At 54.9% G+C, this 21,490-nt stretch carries 25 protein-coding genes and 1 tRNA gene; 18 read left to right on the forward strand and 8 right to left on the reverse strand.

Features of this window, described 5'->3' with window-relative positions; all coding sequences use genetic code 11:
- Positions 1-127: 127 nt before the first annotated feature.
- Positions 128-268: a hypothetical protein gene (locus F3I20_RS23915; RefSeq protein ID WP_190285943.1), complete on the forward strand. Its 141-nt coding sequence runs from the start codon at positions 128-130 to the stop codon at positions 266-268.
- A gap of 27 nt (positions 269-295) precedes the next feature.
- Here F3I20_RS23915 and ybcJ read toward each other — a convergent pair whose 3' ends face one another.
- Positions 296-508 (reverse strand): ribosome-associated protein YbcJ, encoded by a 213-nt coding sequence (gene ybcJ / locus F3I20_RS09175; protein WP_013357050.1) that lies wholly within the window; start codon positions 506-508, stop codon positions 296-298.
- Positions 509-1,375 carry a bifunctional methylenetetrahydrofolate dehydrogenase/methenyltetrahydrofolate cyclohydrolase FolD gene (folD, locus tag F3I20_RS09180; protein WP_033731804.1) on the reverse strand — a complete coding sequence of 289 codons (867 nt, stop codon included), beginning with the start codon at positions 1,373-1,375 and terminating at the stop codon, positions 509-511.
- Between the two features lie 173 nt (positions 1,376-1,548).
- Here folD and F3I20_RS09185 point away from each other — a divergent pair, with 173 nt between their 5' ends.
- From F3I20_RS09185 to F3I20_RS09195, 3 genes are all read left to right on the forward strand, one after another.
- Positions 1,549-2,052, forward strand: a complete 504-nt coding sequence (locus tag F3I20_RS09185; protein WP_150019436.1) for a DUF1198 family protein — start codon at positions 1,549-1,551, stop codon at positions 2,050-2,052.
- Between the two features lie 94 nt (positions 2,053-2,146).
- Positions 2,147-2,223 (forward strand) — tRNA-Arg (locus F3I20_RS09190).
- A gap of 344 nt (positions 2,224-2,567) precedes the next feature.
- On the forward strand, positions 2,568-2,891 hold the full coding sequence (locus F3I20_RS09195) for a hypothetical protein (protein ID WP_150012413.1): 324 nt from the start codon (positions 2,568-2,570) through the stop codon (positions 2,889-2,891).
- On the opposite strand, the gene F3I20_RS09200 is transcribed toward F3I20_RS09195, so the two are convergent.
- Entirely contained in the window at positions 2,888-3,706 is an 819-nt protein-coding gene (locus F3I20_RS09200) for a DUF4225 domain-containing protein (protein ID WP_150012411.1), read from the reverse strand. The two genes, F3I20_RS09195 and F3I20_RS09200, sit on opposite strands and share 4 nt — an antisense overlap.
- A 199-nt stretch (positions 3,707-3,905) precedes the next feature.
- On the opposite strand from F3I20_RS09200, the gene F3I20_RS23920 reads away from it, so the two are divergent.
- Positions 3,906-4,061 (forward strand): hypothetical protein, encoded by a 156-nt coding sequence (locus F3I20_RS23920; RefSeq protein WP_370452848.1) that lies wholly within the window; start codon positions 3,906-3,908, stop codon positions 4,059-4,061.
- 180 nt (positions 4,062-4,241) lie between these two features.
- Here F3I20_RS23920 and F3I20_RS09205 read toward each other — a convergent pair whose 3' ends face one another.
- Positions 4,242-4,568, reverse strand: coding sequence for a SymE family type I addiction module toxin (locus F3I20_RS09205; protein WP_150012409.1), 327 nt, complete (start codon positions 4,566-4,568; stop codon positions 4,242-4,244).
- 514 nt (positions 4,569-5,082) lie between these two features.
- On the opposite strand from F3I20_RS09205, the gene ddpX reads away from it, so the two are divergent.
- The gene (gene ddpX, locus F3I20_RS09210; RefSeq protein ID WP_150012407.1) at positions 5,083-5,664 is read left to right on the forward strand and encodes a D-alanyl-D-alanine dipeptidase; all 582 of its coding nucleotides are present in this window, start codon (positions 5,083-5,085) and stop codon (positions 5,662-5,664) included.
- A 172-nt stretch (positions 5,665-5,836) separates the two neighbouring features.
- Here ddpX and F3I20_RS09215 read toward each other — a convergent pair whose 3' ends face one another.
- Positions 5,837-6,073, reverse strand: a complete 237-nt coding sequence (locus tag F3I20_RS09215; protein ID WP_013357057.1) for a DUF2171 domain-containing protein — start codon at positions 6,071-6,073, stop codon at positions 5,837-5,839.
- A 341-nt stretch (positions 6,074-6,414) separates the two neighbouring features.
- Here F3I20_RS09215 and F3I20_RS09220 point away from each other — a divergent pair, with 341 nt between their 5' ends.
- From F3I20_RS09220 to F3I20_RS09255, 8 genes are all read left to right on the forward strand, one after another.
- Positions 6,415-7,011 (forward strand): DUF1349 domain-containing protein, encoded by a 597-nt coding sequence (locus F3I20_RS09220; RefSeq protein WP_150012405.1) that lies wholly within the window; start codon positions 6,415-6,417, stop codon positions 7,009-7,011.
- A 96-nt stretch (positions 7,012-7,107) separates the two neighbouring features.
- Positions 7,108-8,127 carry a DUF481 domain-containing protein gene (locus F3I20_RS09225; protein ID WP_150012403.1) on the forward strand — a complete coding sequence of 340 codons (1,020 nt, stop codon included), beginning with the start codon at positions 7,108-7,110 and terminating at the stop codon, positions 8,125-8,127.
- 101 nt (positions 8,128-8,228) lie between these two features.
- A complete protein-coding gene (locus F3I20_RS09230) occupies positions 8,229-9,194 on the forward strand; it encodes a magnesium and cobalt transport protein CorA (protein ID WP_150012401.1) in 966 nt (321 codons plus the stop codon).
- A gap of 383 nt (positions 9,195-9,577) precedes the next feature.
- Positions 9,578-10,942: a cytochrome ubiquinol oxidase subunit I gene (locus F3I20_RS09235; RefSeq protein ID WP_150012399.1), complete on the forward strand. Its 1,365-nt coding sequence runs from the start codon at positions 9,578-9,580 to the stop codon at positions 10,940-10,942.
- A gap of 9 nt (positions 10,943-10,951) precedes the next feature.
- Positions 10,952-11,887, forward strand: a complete 936-nt coding sequence (locus tag F3I20_RS09240; RefSeq protein ID WP_150012397.1) for a cytochrome d ubiquinol oxidase subunit II — start codon at positions 10,952-10,954, stop codon at positions 11,885-11,887.
- Positions 11,888-11,952: 65 nt separating this feature from the next.
- Positions 11,953-12,462, forward strand: coding sequence for a hypothetical protein (locus tag F3I20_RS09245; RefSeq protein WP_190285944.1), 510 nt, complete (start codon positions 11,953-11,955; stop codon positions 12,460-12,462).
- Between the two features lie 12 nt (positions 12,463-12,474).
- The gene (locus tag F3I20_RS09250; RefSeq protein ID WP_150012395.1) at positions 12,475-12,924 is read left to right on the forward strand and encodes a DUF421 domain-containing protein; all 450 of its coding nucleotides are present in this window, start codon (positions 12,475-12,477) and stop codon (positions 12,922-12,924) included.
- A gap of 173 nt (positions 12,925-13,097) precedes the next feature.
- Positions 13,098-13,331, forward strand: a complete 234-nt coding sequence (locus tag F3I20_RS09255; RefSeq protein ID WP_150012393.1) for a BssS family protein — start codon at positions 13,098-13,100, stop codon at positions 13,329-13,331.
- A 19-nt stretch (positions 13,332-13,350) separates the two neighbouring features.
- Here F3I20_RS09255 and F3I20_RS09260 read toward each other — a convergent pair whose 3' ends face one another.
- A complete protein-coding gene (locus F3I20_RS09260; RefSeq protein WP_150012391.1) occupies positions 13,351-14,247 on the reverse strand; it encodes a lipid kinase in 897 nt (298 codons plus the stop codon).
- Positions 14,248-14,415: 168 nt separating this feature from the next.
- Between F3I20_RS09260 and F3I20_RS09265 the strand changes: the two genes are divergently transcribed.
- From F3I20_RS09265 to F3I20_RS09275, 3 genes are all read left to right on the forward strand, one after another.
- The gene (locus F3I20_RS09265; protein ID WP_150012389.1) at positions 14,416-14,688 is read left to right on the forward strand and encodes a cupin domain-containing protein; all 273 of its coding nucleotides are present in this window, start codon (positions 14,416-14,418) and stop codon (positions 14,686-14,688) included.
- Positions 14,689-14,700: 12 nt separating this feature from the next.
- Positions 14,701-15,126: a DUF4186 domain-containing protein gene (locus F3I20_RS09270; protein WP_150012387.1), complete on the forward strand. Its 426-nt coding sequence runs from the start codon at positions 14,701-14,703 to the stop codon at positions 15,124-15,126.
- A gap of 138 nt (positions 15,127-15,264) precedes the next feature.
- Positions 15,265-15,582, forward strand: coding sequence for a KPN_00521 family repetitive protein (locus tag F3I20_RS09275; RefSeq protein ID WP_150012385.1), 318 nt, complete (start codon positions 15,265-15,267; stop codon positions 15,580-15,582).
- A 65-nt stretch (positions 15,583-15,647) separates the two neighbouring features.
- Here the strand turns inward: F3I20_RS09275 and F3I20_RS09280 are convergent, their stop codons facing one another.
- Positions 15,648-16,886 carry an AI-2E family transporter gene (locus F3I20_RS09280; protein ID WP_150012383.1) on the reverse strand — a complete coding sequence of 413 codons (1,239 nt, stop codon included), beginning with the start codon at positions 16,884-16,886 and terminating at the stop codon, positions 15,648-15,650.
- A 352-nt stretch (positions 16,887-17,238) separates the two neighbouring features.
- Here F3I20_RS09280 and F3I20_RS09285 point away from each other — a divergent pair, with 352 nt between their 5' ends.
- Positions 17,239-17,568 carry a hypothetical protein gene (locus tag F3I20_RS09285; protein WP_150012381.1) on the forward strand — a complete coding sequence of 110 codons (330 nt, stop codon included), beginning with the start codon at positions 17,239-17,241 and terminating at the stop codon, positions 17,566-17,568.
- A gap of 14 nt (positions 17,569-17,582) precedes the next feature.
- Here the strand turns inward: F3I20_RS09285 and F3I20_RS09290 are convergent, their stop codons facing one another.
- Positions 17,583-21,344 (reverse strand): NAD(P)-binding protein, encoded by a 3,762-nt coding sequence (locus F3I20_RS09290; protein ID WP_150019437.1) that lies wholly within the window; start codon positions 21,342-21,344, stop codon positions 17,583-17,585.
- Between the last annotated feature and the right edge of the window lie 146 nt (positions 21,345-21,490).

Here is a 21,490-nt window from a genome sequence, read left to right on the forward strand (position 1 = left end):
AGCATGAAGTTGAAGATAAACAACTGTCGCTTCATGAGGTGTGAAGAGAGGGCTCTAAGAGTCCGAACTTAGTACGCCCCTATGGGGCGGAAAACAAAGCCGCCTTCTATGAAGGCGGATTTTTACTATGGCGATTGAACAGATCGAGATCCGCGGCTTCCGTTCAGTCCGTAACCTGAGGCCGATTGCGCCGCATACGGCAGTGAATCATATTGCACGGGAACAGCGGGAAGGTGAGACAAGGGGCAGGGGAGAGGCGTTGCTGTGACAGCGTCCCCGCAGGGACGCCCGAAAATTACTCGACGACAGTGATGCGGAAACCGGCAAACTCCACGGTCTGACCGGCAACGATCTTGCAGCGCTTACGGGTCTCTACCGCGCCATTGACCTTCACTTCTCCCTCGGCAATCACGACTTTCGCCTGTGCGCCGCTCTGAACCCAGCCTTCCAGCTTCAGCAGGTCACACAGATCGACGTGCGGGAATTTACCCAGTGAAAAACTTGCCATTTAAACGTCCTCTTTATCGTGAAACTCTTCGCACGCCTGCAGCGTGTTTTGAATCAGTGTTGCAACTGTCATCGGTCCCACACCGCCCGGCACTGGCGTGATGTAGGAGGCGCGCTCTGATGCGCTGTCAAAATCAACGTCGCCCACCACTTTACCGCTGTCCAGACGGTTAATACCTACGTCGATGACGATGGCACCCGGTTTAATCCAGTCGCCCGGAATAAAGCCTGGCTTGCCCACCGCAACGACCAGCAGATCGGCATGCTCAACGTGATGGCGCAGATCTTTAGTAAAGCGATGGGTCACGGTAGTGGTGCAGCCTGCGAGCAGCAGCTCCATGCTCATCGGACGACCAACAATGTTAGACGCCCCGACCACCACAGCGTTCAGGCCGTAGGTATCGATGTTGTAGCGCTCCAGCAGCGTCACGATACCGCGTGGGGTGCAGGGACGCAGGGTTGGCGCACGCTGACACAGGCGACCGACGTTATAAGGGTGGAAGCCATCAACATCTTTATCCGGCGTGATGCGCTCCAGCACTTTTACATTATCGATACCCGCTGGCAGCGGCAGCTGCACCAGGATGCCATCGATTTCGTCGTCCTGATTGAGCTTATCGATCAGCTCCAGCAGCTCAGCTTCGCGGGTGGTGGCAGGCAGATCGTAAGAGCGGGAGTGGAAACCGACCTCTTCACAGGCGCGGCGTTTACTGGCCACATAAATCTGCGATGCCGGGTTTTCACCCACCAGAACCACGGCCAGACCTGGCGCACGTTTTCCGGCGGCCAGGCGCTGCTTCACTTTTTCCGCAACCTCAACGCGCACCTGCTGCGCAATCGTTTTACCGTCAATAATTTTTGCTGCCATCAGAGAGGAAATCCACTGTGTTGTGTTGAATCGGGGAAGGGGGCTATTTTGTCAGAAGCGTGGGCTGCTGTCAGTCACAGTTTCAGCCACGTATGCGCTTTCCGGCTTTTTCGTCGCGACGCGTACCTGCCTGCATGCGTATGATATCTGCAGGACAATCCGGGGAAGATGTAATGATTTGGATAATGCTTGCTACGCTGGCGGTGGTTTTTGTCGCTGGATTTCAGCTGCTCACCGCTGGCTCACGCCACGCCGCTCAAAGGCTCAGTAAACGGCTGCAACTGCCACCGGTACAGGTGGAATCAATGATTTCTATGATGGGCAAAGAGGCGGCAAAAGAGTTTACCGACTATCTCAGTAGCGATAATGAAACGCATCTGCATAACGGCGCAGCGGTACTGCTGATCTGGCAGGTGTTGATTGTTGATGGCAGCGGGGAGAACAGTCAGCGCTGGCATGCGATTCTCAGTCGTGCCGGTTTTCCACCGCTTATCAGCCGCCAGCAGCTGCTGCTCGCGCTGGGCTTTCTGCGCCAGCTGGAGCCGGACAGCCAGGAGCTGCACGCACTTCGTGAGCAGTACAATGCGCGTTTCACCTCACAAGGGATTGAGCTGGAAGGAGAATTTTCCGGCACCAGGAAACTCGTGTCGCTCAGCGAATGGCGCAGGCGTCACTGACGCCAATTGGTTATTACCGCAGCACTTCGCTGCGGTGAAACGGCAAAAACGTTGACGTACCCGCTTCCCGACGTATAATCCGTGCCATCTCCATGCGCCCTTAGCTCAGCTGGATAGAGCACCGGCCTTCTAAGCCGTAGGTCACAGGTTCGAATCCTGTAGGGCGTGCCAAATTCTCTTCTGCATTGCATCCTGAGACTCACTTTTGTTTAACTCTCAGAAGCATACCTCAACGTTTTACTCTTATTCTTCTCCACGAAATTAATTGTCATCAGTACTTTCATGGCGTTTTGAACAGGGCTTTGACTTTTCGAGGCTTATAATGTGCTAGTTTTTAACCTGCTGTTTATATTGAGCGCTATAATATTTTGCGCTTTAGGGTTTCAGCTTGATGTTCAGGCAGAGCCTGCAAAAGTGAGGAAACATTGATACCAGAGCAAGCCAGTTGGTTAGCATGTGCCGGGTTCACTGTGCTATATTTCGCACGTATCGCAACGTCATTCAGGATGAATAAGATGAACGAATTTGAGCAAGAACTTTATGATAACGGCTTCTCTGCTAAAGACATTGGTAAGCTCAAAAGCATTATTAAAAAAGACGAGTCAAAAAAAGATACACTTCAAAGTCTTGTGATTGATCTGAGTAAACGCTTCTGGGGAGGAGTGATTGCCCTTGTTATTTTGACCCTGGTTGGATTGGATGGCATTTTCAATGCAGATGCTTCAAATGCCATTCCATATATTATTGTTCTGACGTTTGCATTCTTTGTAGTCTATTTTGTCACCCCTCTGAATCTGGCCTGGAAAGCTAACAGGTTTATCAGAAAAAACAGGAATTAGTTTTGTTGGGGGCTATTATGCATTTGATAAAGGTTCAAACCTATTCCAGTCCCCTTGTAGGCTGCTCCAGCGCCTTTTAAAGCAAGTGCTGGTTTACTCATAATCTGAACTTTGCGGTAATAGTCAGTTGGCAGATATTTGTATAGCCTCCATGCCTCTGGCTTTAAAGTCAGTTTTAAAATGCCATAGTATGAGGTTGTCAAATCAACTACCTGATAGGCTAGCAATCCGAGTCGCTTATCAAAGCCAAAAAAATCTGCAACATCTTCATATTTATCTCTTACTGGGTTTGATGGGTGGGCCACACCGCTGAGTTTACCTGTGCTCTCAATGCCTGATCCTACGCCATTCATCACCAGGGTTGAACCCGCTACAACACCCAAAACATTACCCGTAGTTACAGAGCCTGCAATCAGACCGACTCCAGCCACGATTTGTAAGCCGCTCAGCACCACGCCGATGCCATTGATTACATATCCTATGACCTTTTCATGGTCATGATAAAACTGCACCGAAGACGATACGACTGCTTCACCCGTTCTGAGCATTCTGTCCTGAATCCTGAGATGCTGGCTTTCCTGCTTCAGATTCTGAATGCACTCCTGACACTGCTCGTCAGAATTCGAAGTACGAATCGTATGGATCTGTAGACGAGCGAACTCGCGCACCTCATCCTGAAATTTTAGTCTTACAAGCGCATCCTTAAGATGAAATTGAGAAAGTGAAGTGGCTATGTTAACTAAATGATTAGCCTCCAAATTTGCCATCGTAAGAAAGTAGTTTGAGAGTCTTTTCGTGTCCCAGTAGTTGTCCATAACAGTGCCTCTGTAAAAACGTGGTCTCACTAAACGTGATTTTCAGATCCTGAAATAGCTGGAGTTGAAAAGGATCTCAAATTGAAGCGTGGAGGTTCTGCATTAGTGATCCACTAAGGGAAAGTTCACTACAGAGTGGCATTAGGGGCGATAAAACATAAAAAATGGATTCCAGATCCAACTTTGGCCTGGACAAAAAATGCGCAAACGTACTTTCCCTTTAGCTGTTCCGCACAGTAGTCCGGGAACCGGACATATGGAAGAAGTTGCATTAAATTATGAGAAAATCACACACCTTTATAAAGACGGTAATCTGCTGGCACATGATGCTTGGAATGAACGTCCGACAGCGTAATCATTGAGGTCTTATTCAGATTAACTGCTCTTTATAAAGAAGCAGGTTATATCATTAAATTTAACGGCGAATATGAGCGGCAGATAACCGCATTGAAAATTGTAATCTGCACGCTCCTCATGCGACTAATTTAATCTGCCGCTCCCCAACCAGAAGCGGCATCCTTTCACCTCAACACCACTAACCCGCAGCCACACCGGACAATGCCAGCACCTGCTTCTGTTTTCTTGCAGGCAGCTTGTTCAGCTGCGCTAATGCATTAACCAGTTGTTCATCGACAAGCTCGGGTGGCTTCACGGTCAGCACAATACGGCCCTCTGTGACATTCACCTCAACTTCGGTTCCGGTAGTAAATCCGGCGGCTGCCAGCCACTGGCCTTTCATAATGATCGACGGAATACGGATATAGTCTGGATAACGGCTGGCGTAACTTACCGTTAATTTGCGCCGGGTGACGGAAGGGGCTTCTGGATTTAAACCAACTGCATTACACTCTGACTCAGTCATGATCTCTATTCCTTTTCAATAGTGATTGTGATTAGCGATATAGAGGTGCTCCAACACCTCTGTATCGCGCTAAATACCTGTACATATAATCAACTAATACGAAAAAAGTCCAGCTGAAAATCGATGTAAATCAGCGAGTTTTCTCACAATTAAAACGATATTATTTGCGGCGCAGATCGCAAAATAAAGTAATTAACTGCAGCACGAAAGCCAATGCAAAACAGAGTTCTGATTTGTATATAGCATAAATAAAATAACGATTTTCACCTGACCACGCTTAATGATAAAGCGCCGTAGATCCTGACGTCACCGGACTGATTATCTCGCTCATAACAATTCCTGAAACCATAAACGCTGCCAGCCAGCATCCGGAGTAAACAAACTGCCACACCTTGTCCGGACTCAAAAATTAAAGACACTTTTTTTCCTCCCGCCGCAGTGCCATGATAGCCGCCTCATAATCATCCTCTCCGGCCAGCCCGCCACAGAGCACATAAACAGGGAGCACTCCGTCATGGAAAGTAAAAATCTTGTTGATATTGCTGAAGCCTTTCCTCAGTTAGCCATCGATCTGAAATACGCCACTGCCGATAATCTCACAGGGCAACCGATCTACCGCGATGCACGTTGTCTGCTGCATGTTGATGCGGTGAAAGCGCTGGCAAAGAGTATTAACATTGCAAAAATTGCGGGCTACAGGCTGTTGGTGCTCGATGCGTACCGGCCACCTGCCGCGCAGGCAATCCTTTGGCAGGCCTGCCCGAATCAGGACTATGTCGCACCGCTGACGCGCGGATCAAACCACAGCCGCGGCACCGCAGTGGACGTGACGCTGCTCGACGAGCATGGGAAGATCGTGGATATGGGTACCGGTTTCGATGAGATGAGTGAGCACTCCCATCCTTATCATCCTGCAGTGCCCGTTCAGGCACAGCGTAACCGTCTGATGCTTAATGCCATCATGCTGGGCGGTGGCTTCACTGGCATTGCGACCGAATGGTGGCATTTTGAATTGCCCGGTTCAGAAAGCTATCTTCTGATCGACGGCGTGTTTGGCTGTTATTCCTCACCACAGGCAGAAAATATCAGCCTCTGAGAAAAGAGAACAGTTTTGATATATCTGTTTAGAGGAAATGCAGAAAGCGTTGATCTTCATAAAATGCAGAAGGGCAGAGCGATAAAATGAGCGGGTTCGGGCAGGGTGATAAGTAAAAATAGCTTAACGCGAAGAAAATAAATAAGCCGTGGCAGATGCCACGGCTAAGGACTTATGCAGACTGCCACTCGCTTTCAACATCCGCTTTAGATTTAGACAGGATGACTTTATTGTCATCAACGTCTTTCACCCAGCTGAATGGAATAATGTGGTGTTTGCCGCCTGCTTCAGGATCGCTTTTCGCCAGCTTAATTTTGTCGTCGCCTTCGAAATGGTCAACAATCCCGACATGTTCGCCATTCACATCAACAACCTGTGCGTGATCCAGAATCTCTGATTTATCTACCATGTTGACTTAATCCTTATATTTGATGAGTTCAGTTGCCCTCAGACAGAACAAGCCTGGTTGTTAATCGCGGTTTGCGCCAGGCGATTAACAAAATGAAATAGTTGAGTTGACCGGACCTGAAGGCAATTATTGGTTTCCGCGACATGAAAAAAGAAACCGCGAACCGATCCCGATGTTCGCAGTATCGGGTCTGCTCAGCTAAACCCTTTCCACTCCGGCATGTTCAGATTTGCCGCGATCCTCTGCGGCTGTTTCATCAATCAACGCTATGATAATCAGGCCTGTCGCCGCGCCCGGGTCTGCCTGAACGCAGGCGATTTAACTCACATAAAGGAGTGCTTATGTCTGCGATCAGCTCACTTAACACCGAAGGCGGCGTCTGGATTAATCAGCCGCCGGTACACAGTCTGGATGGTGAAACATTGCAGTTCGAAACCGCGTTAAACAGCGATTTCTGGCAGCGCACCTGGTACGGCTTCGAACGGCACAGCGGCCACGCTTTTGGCTTCTGGGTGGAAAATGATTTTACCGTTCAGGTGCAGGTGAGGGCGGACTTCAGCCAGCTCTACGATCAGGCCGGTCTGTTTATTCAGGACAGTGAAACGCACTGGGTTAAAGCGGGCATTGAGTTTAACGATGACCAGCCTGCCATCGGCAGCGTGGTCACGCGTAAGTTTTCTGACTGGTCTACCGGTGTTTTTCCCGGTGATGCGCGTCAGTTCTGGCTGCGTGCCACGCTGGAAAAGGCGGTATTACGAATCCAGTACTCCACCGATGGCCTGACCTGGCCACTGTTGCGGCTCTGCCCGTGGCCGGGTCAGACGCGGCGTTTTGTCGGCGTGATGGGCTGTTCGCCTGAACGCGAGGGGCTGGCGATCCGTTTCAGCGACTTCATGCTGGGTCCGCCGCCTGGCAAAGCACTCCACGATCTCTCCTGACCGCATTGCATATCATCGCGGAATCCGCTTAATTGTCAGGTCCGAATTTGCGGTGACGTGTCGTCCATACCGGACGACGCCTTTACAGGGAAAGCTATGCATTGCGCCACCTTACTGACCCGGCTGCTGGTCATCTTATGCTGTACCGGTTGGGCAGAGCAGGCCGCAGCCGATACCGTCTGGCTGACTAATGGCGATCGGCTGACCGGCACGATCCGTTACCTCAGCGACGGCAAGCTGGCGATTGAGACACACTACGCGGGCACCGTCACCCTGGCGTGGAATGCGGTCAGTACGCTCGCCAGCGACAATCCGGTCAATGTCGAAAACAAAAAGACCGGCGAACATTATCAGGTGCGGCTCTCTTCGTCCGATCCCGGCTATGTCTGGGTGGAACGCAATGAGCAGGAGCAGCAGGTCTCCGTCAGGCGCATCGATGAGTTTATGAAAGCCAAAGTGCGCAGCGATCAGCTTGCCTGGACCGGCAATATCGATGCCGGTGTTAAGGTCAAAAAAGCCTCGACGAAAACTGACGACTACAGCTTTGCGCTCAACACCAAACTGAACAAGGGGAATTGGCGTCACGACATCGGGGCGACCTATAACCGTGAGCAGGAAAACGCGAGTGTCAACACAGACAATTACAGCCTGCGCTACGCCTTCGACTATCTGGTCAGTGAGCAGTTCTTCTGGCAGACACGCGCGACCTACAAGCGCGACTGGGTGGAGAACCTCTCACGCCAGGCGCTGCTCGGCACCGGCCCCGGTTATCAGCTGTGGGACACCGAACTCAGCGCTTTCTCTCTCTCCGTGCTGGGCGGAGCCTTTGAATATGGCTACAGCGACGATCGCGAAGAACGGCACGTTGGCGGCTCGCTGCGCTGGAACTATCAGCGCTATCTGCTGGGTAAATCGGTCACGCTTTACAGCAACGGCGATGTCGGTCATTCACTGGATGATGACGGGGTGTTTATGCTGGATGCGGAAGTCGGGATGCGCTATAGCCTGACCTCCTGGTCAACCCTGCACCTTGGCTATCATCGCAATCTGGTCAGCGGCATTCCTGATACCCTGAACGAAGGCATCTTTTCCACCGGATTAGGCCTGAAGTGGTAACCCGCTGATAGTGGAGTCGCAGCAAATCCTTACGGTTTTTATCCGGTTACAGGCCCGGCTTTGGCTAAGCTGCATGTACTGACACAACGGGAATGCAGAAGATGATCGTAAGCAGCAGGGTATATCGTCCGGGAAGTGCGGGCGAAGAGGTCGACGTCGAAGATATCAGTGAAGTGATTAAAGAGCCGGAAGCGTTTATCTGGCTCGGGCTGTGGCAGCCAGACGCTGAATTTATGGCAAAGATTAAAGAGGAGTTCGGCCTGCACGAACTGGCGGTTGAAGATGCGCTTAATGCCCATCAGCGACCTAAAATCGAACATTACGGTGACTCACTGTTTATCGTGGTCAAGACGGTTTGTGCGAAGGATGACAGCTGTGAACTGGGCGAAACCCATTTCTTTGTCGGAAAAAAATTCCTTATCAGCATCCGTCACGGCGCATCTGAAAGCTATACCCCGGTGCGGCAGCGGGCGTCTGAAAATCCGGCGCTGCTGAAGTTCGGCCCTGCCTGGCCGCTCTACTGCCTGCTCGATTTCATTGTCGATCGCTATGCCGCGCTCTCCACTTCGCTGAATGAGCGGGTGGGGCAGATGGAGAACGAACTCTTCACCAGCGAATTTGACCGTAAGTCGGTTCAGTCGGTCTACACCATGCGCCGTCATCTGCTGTCACTACGCAATGCAGCGCAGCCAGTAGAAGAGATCTGTAATCAGCTGATCCACCTGCATGAAGATCTGATCCCGCGTCCGCTGCGCGCCTATATCCGCGACGTGCAGGATCACGCCCGTCATGTGGTGACCGACGCGGAAGATATGCGCGAGATGCTGACCAGCGCCATGCAGGTTAACCTGGCGCTGGTGACAGTGCAGCAGAATGAGGTGGTCAAAAAGCTGGCGGGCTGGGGCGCGATCCTGGTGATTCCGACCGTAGTGTTCAGCATGTACGGTATGAACTTCGAACATATGCCGGAGCTGAAGTCGCTGTATGGCTATCCGCTGGCGGTTGGGCTGACGCTGGTGGCCTGCGGCGGTCTGTGGGCCAGACTGCGACGCTCCGGCTGGCTGTAAAGCAGCCCGTTCTGTAACAGCGGGGCGGATTAATTATCCGCCTCGCTTAATTTTATTTTCCTTTATTTAAGCGAGTCGGAAACGGCCCGCGGTAATAACTTTATTTCACCTCTCTTTACGTTGCCACAATAAAATCATCTTCAGCGTGGTCGTTATTACAGGCTCGTCGTAACTGGCTGATTTTTTATTTCTTCACTACGATAAACAGATAACATCATATATACGCTATCTGCTGGTAAATTCATCCCGCTACGGATGTCATGCAGCCCCGGCAGACGCGATCATTTACCGGCCAGGAGAGACTCAGATGAAAGTACCGCTGCCTGCGTGTCTGTTCACGCCAGGCACTCACCCCAGCGTGTCTGCGCCGGAACACTCCCCTTATGAATGACAGCGACTGGGTTTTGGTTATTGCCCGGACGCAGTTTGCGCTGACCATGGGCATGCATATCACGCTGGCGGCGCTGACGCTTGGGCTGGCCCCGTTTCTGGTCTGGTTTGAGGCGCGCTGGCTGTGGGGAAAGCAGCAGGTCGCCCGGGATGCGCTTCACTTCTGGCTGAACATTTTTTCCCTGACGGTGGCGATTGGTGCTGCCTCCGGCGTAGTCATGGAGTTCCAGTTTGGTACGCACTGGGCGCGCTTTTCCCATCAGGTTGGTGGCGTGATTGGACCGTTAATGTTTTATGAGGTGCTGGTCGCCTTTTTTCTGGAATCAGCGCTGACCGGGGTGATGCTGTTTGGCTTCAATAAAATCCGGCCTGGCATTCATTTTGCCGTGACCTGTCTGGTGGCCGTCGGCGCGCTGCTTAGCGCGTTCTGGATTCTGGCTGCCAATTCCTGGATGCAGACGCCGGTTGGATTTACGCGCAATGAGAACGGTGTTTTCCTGGCCGAAAGCTGGCGGTCGATTCTGCTGTCGCCCTCTTTTCCCTGGCGTTTCAGTCATATGGTGGTGGGGTCACTGATTGCCGTCGCGGTGCTGATGATGGGGGTTGCGGCCTGGCGACTGCGGCATTTTAAGGGGGAGTCAGCTTCACGGCTGATGCTCAACAGCGCGCTGACCCTTCTGCTGTTTGCCGTTCCACTGCAGATTGTCCTTGGCGATCTGCACGGTGAAAATACCCGCGACTATCAGCCCGCTAAACTCGCGGCGATGGAGGGTAGCTGGCGTCCACCTGCGCAGGGTGAGGGGGAACCGCTGCGACTGTTCGCGCTACCGGATCAGCAGGCTCAACGTAACCATCTTGAGGTGAGCCTGCCCGCTCTTGGCTCGCTCTATCTGCGGCACAACCTCACTGGGCACATTAAAAGCCTGAGTGAATTTCCTGCAGAGGCCATTCCACCGGTGCTGCCGGTATTTTTCGCCTTTCGCCTGATGGTGGGGCTGGGACTGATCATCTTACTCACCACGCTGACGGCTAATCTTCAGCGCTGGCGTGGACGGCTGGCCGCATCGGGGCAGTTAATGCGCTGGATGGTATGGCTCTCACCGGCGGGCTTTATCGCACTGCTCTCTGGCTGGGTCGTGACGGAAGTGGGGCGTCAGCCGTGGACAGTCTACAACATGTTACGCACCGCAGAGAGCGTCTCCCCCCTGTCGTTCGGTGCCACGCTGGCCATTTTCGTGGCCGTGCTGCTGATCTACGTGCTGGCCTTCGCTCTCGGCTTACACTATCTGCTGCGCCGGATTAAGGGTGAACTGCCATCGGGACAACCGGTCGTCATTGAGCTAAAAACGCCACATTAGGAGTCTGTGATGGCCGATCTCTCCGCGCTGATTATCTGCCTATCCCTGCTGCTCTATCTGCTACTGGACGGCACTGACCTGGGGGTGGGGATGCTTTTTTGCTGGTTTCACGCTGAGGAACAGCGTGAGCTGATGACGCAGAGTATTCTGCCGGTATGGGATGCGAATGAGACCTGGCTGGTGCTGGCGGCGGGTGGGCTGCTGGCGCTGTTTCCGCCGGTCTATGCACTGCTCTTCAGTCAGCTGAGCGTGCCGCTGTTTGCCATGTTGCTGGCGCTGCTGGTACGGGCGATGGCGCTGGAATACCGCGCCCGGAGTTCTTCACAACTGCGTCACTGGCTGGACCGCATCATGGCGGGCAGTTCGGCACTGGCAACCTTTATTCAGGGCTGGTGCGCCGGGATGATCATCAGCGCGCAGCCGCAAACCGGCCTGCCGGATGGCCTGAGCCTGGTTCCGCTGATCAGCGGTGCGGGCCTCATGGCGATCAATTCGCTGCTGGCATGCTGCTGGATCGGCTGGCGCATCGGCGACAGGGTGCAACCGCTGGCGGCGGTACAGAGCTGGCTGTGGTGGCTGCTGGCGCTGATGATCTTCCTTGTCGAATGCTACCTTAATGCGGATATCTGGCAGCAAAGCTGGCAGCGGCCGCCGGGTAAGATCGCTGCTGCGGCAATTGTCACACTCTGGATCGCCCTGCCGCTGGCCTTGTGGCGAGCCAGGCCGCTATGCCAGCTCATCCTGACGCTGATGCTGATCGGTGCTGTTTTTACCGGTCTGCTGTGCGGCCTCTACCCCTGGCTGGTGCCACATCAGTTCAGCATCAGTGAAAGCGCCTCATCGCCGGTCACACAAAGCTTTGTACTGGTGGGGGCCGCGATTGCTATGCCACTGACATTGCTCTACCACAGCTGGTCGTTCTGGGTTGAGCGCCGGGCGAAATAATATCTGTCCACTATGCTTCAGGCAGAGCGTCATAGGTGGGTGTGCTGAAAGGAGAGAATGAGAGCGTGAAAAAAGATCATACAGCGACCGGGGATAGCCCGATAAAAGAGGATCTCCGCTGGGTTCGCCGCGAATGGCTGATTCAGCGGGCAGGAGAATATCTGTTAATTCTGCTGGTCATTCTGGGTGCATGCGGACTCTTTTCTAAAGGCGTGCTGAGTGACACCAGCGCCCGCTCGCCGGATGGCACCCTTCAGGTGGACTATGAGCGGTTTGGCCGCGTCGAGAGCAACATGGATATGCGCATTCGTTACAACGCCCCGGTAGCCGGGCACTTTAACGTAACGATTGGCGGTGGCGCACTGGATAACCTGCAAATCCAGACGCTACAGCCTCAGCCGCTGGAGGCGGTGACGATCGGCAGCGATCTGCGGCTGACCTTTTCTGCCCGCGACACCGGGCCGGAGCACGCCATCTGGATCGGCCTGCAGCCACGCAATCCGGGGCGCATTCACGTTGCCATTAACGGCGGCGACCATCCTCCGGTCCGTTTTACCCAATGGATCTATCCCTGACAGAGGCGCGTTATGGAAACGGTATTACGTGCGGCAGCTATTTACCTGGTGCTGATGGTAGTGTTCAAAATTGCCGGCAGGCGCACCCTGTTGCAGATGACCTCTTTTGATCTGATTCTGCTGCTGATTATCAGCGAAGCAACCCAGCAGGCGCTGCTGGGGGACGATTTTTCGGTGACGGGGGCGGCGCTGACCATCATCACCCTGGTCACCATTGATATTGTGCTGGGCAAGCTGAAAAGTCGTTTTCCGGTGGTGGAACAGGTCATCGATGGCGGCCCGGTCATCCTGGTGGAAAACGGCAATCTGCTGACCGAGCGTATGAAGATGACCGGCATTAATCCTGATGACGTGCTGGAAGCGGCGCGATCCGGTCCGGGTCTGGAGCGGTTCGATCAGATTAAATATGCGGTGCTGGAGGTCAACGGCCATATCTCCATCATTCCCCAGGCGGAGAAGTAACTGCATCCTCGGAAGGGTGCACCGGGTTACAGGTTCAGCATCCGGTAAATAGTGATACGGCTCTTTTACTTGTTATTCTGCGGATATGCGCCATGCTCAGTAATCCACCCATGTTTTATTATCCGAGCTGGCCTGACACTCAATCAGCGTTATGCTTCACAGTCAGGTTTAAAGTGAATGAATTTAATCGTTTTACCTTTTATCCGGTCACCGGCTGGCACATCGGCCCGTTAAGCGGTCACGGCGCGCTGGTGCTGCAATTTGGCTACCTTGATCCTCATGCCCCGCGCGAGCGCTCGGCGCAGGAGTCGCTGTTTTTCGGCCTGACTATCGAGATGGCGAAAGAGCTGGTCAGCACACTCACCACGCACATTAACGACATTGAAAAGAACGGGACTCCGCATTGACGCCCTGACGCGCCATCCGTTACTCCGCTGACGGATCGGCGGGTGCATAAACCCGCAGCGCACGGGCGAGCAGGCGAAAATGCGCGGGTGTCTGGCCGATAATCTCGCCGTCTGCATTGATGTAGTGAGGACGACGCGTCTCAATGGTCAGTTCCGTAGTGCTGAATGCCCGCACGTTGCGCCAGCGGCCATGGGTGCCGCGCCGCAGAAAGGGCAGCAGCGCAATGAGCTGCCAGCTATGCTGCAACTCCAGGCTGTAGACATCCAGTAACCCATCGTCGGGTGCTGCGCGCTGTTCCACCGTCATGCCACCGCCGTAGAAGCGCCCGTTGCCCACTGATACCTGAACCGTTTTGACCGGTACCCGCTGGCCCTGATGCACCAGTGTGGCGCTGAACGGACGGCTCTGCCGCAGCAGCCGCAACGCCGCCAGGGCGTACCCGCCCACACCCCAGCGTTTTTTCGATTCCGCCGTAAGGTTACGCGCCAGCTCTGCCGAAAAGCCGATGCTCGAGACGTTAAGAAACAGGTGCTGATTCACTTCCCCCAGATCCACGGCGCGCAGCTGTCCATCTGCGATAATGTTCACCGCCTGTTCAAGGCTGGCGGGAATGCCCAGCGTACGGGCAAAATCGTTGGCGGTGCCCAGCGGTAAAATGCCCAGTGGCAGGCCGGTCTGCATCACTCCTGGCGCGGCCGCGTTAAGCGTGCCGTCGCCACCGCCGACGATCACCGCCTCGACGCGACCGGCATAAGCCGCGATGAGCTGGCTGTAGGTACGGGTCTCATCCTCGTCCGGTTGCAGCAGGGTGAAACCAGCCTGAACCAGCAGTGTCTGCGCCCGACTGGCCTCAATGCGTCCTTTTCGTGATCGCTGATTAATCAGCAGCAGAGCCGTTTTCTGAGGGTAAGGCATACTTTTACGTCATCCTGATGTCAAAATGGGGAACGAGACGGCAAGTACAGCATCGGCCTGACCCGTGAACAACCCTGTTTGCGCGACTTTACGTACCCGTTCCGTGCCCTAAGAGGCGATAAAGATCGTCTACACTGCTTAGGGTCAGTTCCATATTGAGGAGTTGCAATGACCGAACACGAATTCAGAAAATGGTTAGCCGAACAGGGTTTTGATGAGCCACTGCTGATTGAGCGTGCCGCATCAGCCCGGCTTGATAATCACGTCCATCCTTTTGAGGCGCTGGCCCTGATTCTCAGTGGTTACATCACTATCAGTACCGAGCAGGGCGACACCACCTATCATCCCGGCGAGACGTTTCACCTGCAGCCGAATGAACTGCATCGCGAAGCGTTCGGACCTCAGGGCGTCAGCTATCTGGCGGGGCGTAAATATGAGTAACTGGCAATCAGTATGAACGTGTCTGACGCGCTGTTTACCCGACTGGCACGTTCGCCGTTTCGTCAGCGCTTTCGGCTGGGGCGCGCTGAGTACGATTATGCGAGCAGCAAAGGCGAGCCGGTTTTGCGACAGCACGCCGCAGAGTTTGTTGCACAGCGTCTGGCGCCTGCTCAGCCGGAAAATGATGGCAAACAGACGCCGATGCGCGGTCATCCGGTGTTTATCGCCCAGCACGCCACCGCGACCTGCTGTCGTGGCTGTCTGAATAAGTGGCACAACATCCGGCAGCATCAGCCGCTGAGCGCAGAGCAGCAGGATTATGTCGTGACGGTGTTACTGGCGTGGATCACTCATCAGATGCAGCAGCCAGCACCGCCCGCCCGCGTGAGCCGGAATAAGCCGAATCCGGACGACGATCCGCAGCTGGCGCTCTGGTAATGGATAAAAAAGCTACAGTCAGCGGCTTTTTCTGGTGAAAACTGGCCCTTTTTCATTCCTGGTTTATTCTTAAATCTTTCTTGGGAAGGCTATGCCAGGATTAAAACCTACACGGCAACGATGAATACAGAGGGAATTATGAAGAAATCAATTATTGCACTGTCTGCTATTTTGCTGGCCTCGCCAGTATTTGCTGCTACCACCACAGATAACACCGTCGCGGAAGCGCATAAAGGCGCTGATACTGCGAAAGAAAAACTGCATCAGACCCAGAACGAAGGCAAAGAGCTGAAGCTGAAGTCTGAGCATGCCGCTGAAGGCAAAAGCCACACTACCGGTAGTAAAATCACCGAAGGTGCTCAGAAAGGCTGGCACAAAACCAAAGAAGGCACTGAAAAAGGCTGGGATAAAACCAAGCAGGGTGCTGAAGAGCTGAAAAACAAAGCGACCAATTAAGACGCTGGTTTTCAGGTTAAAAAAAGAACCCACCGGAAGGTGGGTTTTTTTATGGCTGATCCAAATTATGCTTTGTTGTCCGCCGCCTTTCTTTCTGCGGCTTCTTTTTCCGCGGCGGCTAACGCTGACACTTTGATTTCCGCTTCAGCGGCCGCATCGGCTGCAGCAGAAGCGGCTTCCGCTGCGGCTTCTGCCGCTGTCTCTGACTGCTTTTTGCCTTCTTCGATCACGTCTTCGTCGATGGCGTCGATGTTTTCGCGGTTATCGCGGCCGGAGAGCAGGTTCCAGCAGGCGATAAACAGGGCTGCAATCACCGGACCGATCACGAAACCGTTGATGCCGTAAATCTCCATGCCGCCCAGCGTAGCGATCAGGATCATATAGTCAGGCATTTTAGTGTCTTTGCCGACCAGCAGCGGACGCAGAATGTTATCCACCAGACCGACAATCACCACGAAGAAACCAACCAGGAACAGTCCTTTCCACAGTGCGCCGGTAGCGAAGAAGAAGATTGCCGCAGGCACCCAAATGATGGCGGAACCGACCGCCGGAATCAGGGAGAGGAACGCCATCAGCGCGCCCCATAGCAGGCTGCCATCGATGCCGGTAAACCAGAAAGCCAGCCCGCCGAGAATACCCTGCACGATACCGACCACCACCGTACCTTTCACCGTCGCGCGCGCCACGGCTGCAAACTTCACCATCAGGTGGTGCTTCACGTAGGTGGAAAGCGGCAGCGCTTCCAGAATCAGATGCACCAGATAGGAGCCATCTTTCAGCAGGAAGAACAGCAGATAGAGCATGATGCCAAAGCCGACGGTGAAGCTGAACGTCCCTTTACCGATGATAAAGGCACTGCCCGCCACATACTGACCGCCCTTAAGCGCAAATGAGGAGAGCTTCTGCTGAATCTGTCCGGCGTTATCCAGATTATTTTCAGCCAGGAAATGCCTCGCCCAGCGCGGCAGATGCTGCAGCAGATCGGCGAACACGGCCGGGAATTGCGACGAGTTAGTCTGCAGTTTGTGATAGACCGCATTGGTTTCAACCACCAGCGAGGAGGCAATAATCGCCAGCGGCGTGAAGACAATCAGGCAGATACAGAACAGAGTAATTAACGCGGCCACACCGTTGCGGTCACCCAGTCGATTGCGCAGCCAGGTTTTTAGCGGATGGAAAATCACCGCCAGAATCGCCGCCCATAAAATTGGCGAGAAATAGGGCGAAAGCACCTCGAAAAACGCGAAGGTGGCGATAGCCAGAATTAAAATGAAAAACCCGATGTTCAATCCTTTAAAACGCATGGAGAAACCTCATCTGGAACAAACTCTGATAAACCCGACGCGCAAATTTGCTGTGTCCGGCTTTGCTTGCGCGGCTGCCTCGTCACAAATTAACGTTCAGGCTTTGCTCGTTAAATGCTGTTACTGGCAGCATCATGCTGGCTAACTGTCTGAAAGGTCTGGCAGAAGTGATGAACGGGCAATGTGCGTTCGCTGCGTGACTTCCGGTCGGTAGCGGCCTGCCTCTGACGGCAGCGCGCTGAATCCTACATTAGCGTAGCGGTTTCGACCATTATTGGTAGCTCAGAGACTCATGATCTCTGTGTATGCTGCCGATAACCCTGTTAATCGGGCAAAAAACAGGCAGTGAAAAATGTGTAAACAGAAAGTCTTAATGGGGCTCCTGGTGCTGGTGTTAACCGGCTGCGCGACTAAGCACTATCCCCAGGCGGCAGCGGTGACGCCGCAAGAGACAGCGATGCTGAACTGCAACGCCCTGGATCAGGCGCTGATCAAAGCGCACGGCGTGCAGAGTGATATTGAGCAGACCGGCCAGTTTAATGCCCTGACCGTGCTGGGCTTTGTCGGGGATTTCGGACTGGGAAATGGCATTGCAAAGTACAATGCCACCCGGAAAGCGGAAAAGCGGGTCACTGCGTTGCAGTCGCTGAAAGCCGCAAAGTGCAGCCAGCGTCTTTCATAACGGGCTGCGTCAGATCAACCAAGCGTCCCTGCGCTGACATGCTGCAACCGGACATTTTCGGCCGCGCGTTTACCGGCCAGGAACGCGTGATCCGAGTTGTAATATTCCCACTCGCTGTAACGACCGGACAGATGGATATCCTGGGTCAGCAGCCACTGGCGGATCAGCGCCACGTTATCGCTGCGCGCATGGTCATAGACTACATAGGCGTAAGGCATATCAACCTCTGAGGCGCAGAGCAGCGGATCGTCCGCGGTGATCATGCCGACCCGGATGCAATCCTGGCGGCAGCGCTCAATCAGTGCATCGCCCTCCAGCGGCAGCGGATTAGCCGCGTTGTAGGTGATTTCACAGGTTAAGCCGAAACCGCCCGGCGGATTGCAGTGCGGACTGGCATTACCCTGCACAAAAATGCGATGAAACAGCGTATCGCCAGGGTAGTAAATCCAGTGTTTTTCAGTCAGGTCAGCCCGGCCAATGCCCAGATTCACACAGCGCACCGACACAAACTGCAGCTGCTGCGCCGCCTGTTGCACACTCTCCGGCACCTCATCGCCCATCAGTTTAATCAGCTCCGGCAGCGGCATGGTGCTGATCAACTGCTCATAACGGTAGTGGCGACCATCCGCCAGCAGGGCGACATGCGCCTGCGGGTAAATGCGGGTCAGGGTGGTGTCCGTTTCCAGCGTACATTTCAGGTGCGGTAAAAAGCCCGACATCAGTGCCTGGAAGCCACCGCGCAGCGGATAGCCGAAACGGGCATTTGGACCGACCGGTTTCGCCAGGGGTTGCAGTGCACCATCGATGATCTGTGACAGATCGGGCAGCGGCACGCGTCCGCCCAGCCATGACGTTTCCATGTCGGTCAGCGGCACTTTCCACAATTTCTGGTTATAGGGCAGGGCGAAGTGACGGGCGATGCCTTTACCCCAGGTGCGCATAATAAAGTGCTGGAAATCCTCTTCGCCTTCCACTGCGCCGAGACTGCTGCCCTCATCGGGGATTGCACCATCCGCACAGCAATCCCGCCGCGCCCGCGCCCGATCCAGCGGCACGGCAGCCGCCGCGGTTTCGCCGTAACGCGCTTCGATAGCGCCCAGCACGCACTCTTTTACCACTTCGACCGGCAGGCCATGCAGCGCCGACTGGAAGGGATAACGGGTATAAACACCGTCGCTGTAAACCCAGGCTTCGCGCGCCTGCCAGTGCAGATTGTCGCCCAGCAGCATCTCATAGAGCTGCAACACGTAGGGATCCTGCGAGAACATGATGTGACCGGCATAGTCGAAGGTGAACCCATGATCGTCAATTGATCGGCACCAGCCGCCTGGCGCGCTATTTTTCTCCAGCAGCACCGCACCTTCGCCATAGTGATACCCGGCGCTCAGCCCCGTCGGTCCTGCGCCAATAATCAGACAGGGCACCGCATCGCTCTCCAGCATCGCTGGCGTGAGTGGCATGACATCAGCCTGCGCCCGGGTCTGGCTGGCTGACTTCAGCGCGGGCTGACGCTGCGTCAGCGCCTGCTGGATCAGGCCATGTATCTGCTCTGTGGTGCGATCCCAGGAGGTGGCATCCACTTTGGCCTGCATCCGTCCCGCCAGCGCCAGCCGTTCTGCGGCACTGATCGCCATTGCCTGTTCACAGGCGGCAATAAATTCCGCGTGCGTCTCTGCTACCGCCACTTCCTCTGCATAGTGACGCGCCACATCGACAATGGCAGTACTGACAATCGGCAACTGCGCCGCCATATACTCCAGCACCTTGGTCGGGGAGATGTAGCGGGTCGAAGCATTGATAGCAAACGGCATCAGACAGACATCCCAGCCCGCCAGAAACTGCGGCAGAGCCTGATAAGGCTGCTGACCGAGCCAGTGAATATTGTCGCGCTGCGGCAGGCTGGCGGGATCAATTTTCACCACCGGTCCGACCATGATGATCTGCCATTCGGGATGGCTGTCTGCCAGCGCGGCTATCAGCGGCAGGTCGATACGCTCATCCAGCACGCCGTAATAACCCAGGCGCTGCGACGGAATGGCATCCTGTAACGGATGACGATTCGTGCGATCGCGCGCCTGTTCAAAATGAATGGCATCAACGCTGCTGGGGAAGCAGTAAACCTGAGCGTGTTTATCACGCTTCGCTTCATAAAGGCTGGAGCCGCCGGTAAAGACCAGATCGGCGCGGGTCATCAGCGCCGATTCGCGCTGCTGCAGCTGGCGCGGCGCATTCTGGAAGGCCGAAAGCTCATCCATACAGTCGTAAATCACCAGTGCAGGATCAAAAGGTGTCAGCAGCGGCAGTGCCATTGGCGTATAGAACCAGATCAGCGGCTGTTCGTCCTCCTCCAGCAGTGGCGTCAGCAGCAACAGCAGCGGGGCGATCTGGCTGTCGTGAAAGCCGGGCGCGTCGCTGTCGGTGTGCGGCTGGATCACCGTAATGTTGGCGGCAGGCGAACTCTGATGCAGACCTGGTGGCCCCGCCTGCCAGACTGGCTCCTCGACAAACAGCACGCGATAGTGCTGCGCCAGGCGTGTCAGTAGCTGCTGCGGACGCTGAAAAACAAAGCCCCAGCGTAAATGGCTGAAAACGATGAGAACAGGTGGTTTCATGGTGTGCTCCTGGCTGGGATGTAATGGGGACTGGATGTGCTGCAAAAAGCGCTGCGCCTGACGCAAGGCGTCGGCATAAGGCTGCTGTAACTGGCGGGCGTAAGGATCGGAACCCAGAAGATCGAGGTCCCACAGGCCGCTGCGGGTCCAGAAGGTGGTCTCTTCCCACAAGGGACGATCGAGAATCGGATAGAGGCAGATGCCGAGCAGGTCCGCGCCCGCCAGCTGCGCCTGTGCAACCTGTGTGGCGATCTCGCGGATCCAGGCACCGCGGCCGCTGCCGACGTGGCTGGTTTCTGCCAGCAGCAGCGGCCGCTGATAGCGATGCCAGACCTGCAGCAGCAGCTGATGCAGCGGCTGGCGTCGGCTGTCGCCCAGATGCCAGTAAAGCCGCCGGTTGGAACCCTGTTCCCACTGGTTGGCGTGGTAATAATTCACGCCAATCAGATCGAGATAGCGGGGTGCGCCGCCCAGTTCCGGGTTACGGCGGCCACAGAGCATGTCCCATGCCTGATACTGGGTGTCACACATCTCACGCGCCAGACGGTCGCTGTCGGAATCGGCGGGATCGGGCGCGATATGGATCAGCGGATCGCAGTGCAGCACTCGGGCGCGCGGATCGGCCTGCCAGATCGCATCACAGGCGGCCAGGGTGGCGCGCACCAGTTGCTGCTTGACGGCATCGGCCCCATCCGGCTGCGGGATCGCCTCACAGGCGAACAGCCCGACCGAGATGCCCCAGCTGACAAAGGAGATCTCATTCATCGGAGAGTAGATCGGTGCCTGCTGATACCAGGGTGCCAGGAAGCGGGCCAGTGCGCCACAGAAGGCAGCGAAACGGAGGATAAAGTCGTGATCAAACAGACTGACACCCGCGGGCCAGCCGTAGTGGCAGATTGTCCAGCTCAGCTGGATACCCTGCTGCTCTGCGGCCTGCATCCGTGCAGCGACCGTGGAGAAATCATAGTGGCCGTCGCGTTCACATAACCGCCAGCCGACGCTTTCCCGCACGGTGCGAATGGCAAAGGGACTCAGCGCTGCATAATCCTCTGCCGCCCGCGCCTGATGCTGGTTCAGATCGTTCATCGACAGCGCAACACCGGCCGGATTGACATGATCGGCACCTTCGTAGCCGGCCTGCCAGAAACTGGAAAAGGGCGTCATGGCATCTCCAAAAAAAAGCAACACGCTTCCCGCTGACGAGCCGTCGCGAAACGGGTCAGGGCGTTACAGGTATGCAAAGCAGACTGGCAATCCTTGCCATAAGCCACAGACGCTAAATTGCAGGCAACAGAGCCTGTGACGGTTTG

Origin of the sequence: Candidatus Pantoea gossypiicola (genome assembly GCF_008632075.1) — a bacterium.
Lineage (GTDB): Bacteria > Pseudomonadota > Gammaproteobacteria > Enterobacterales > Enterobacteriaceae > Pantoea > Pantoea gossypiicola.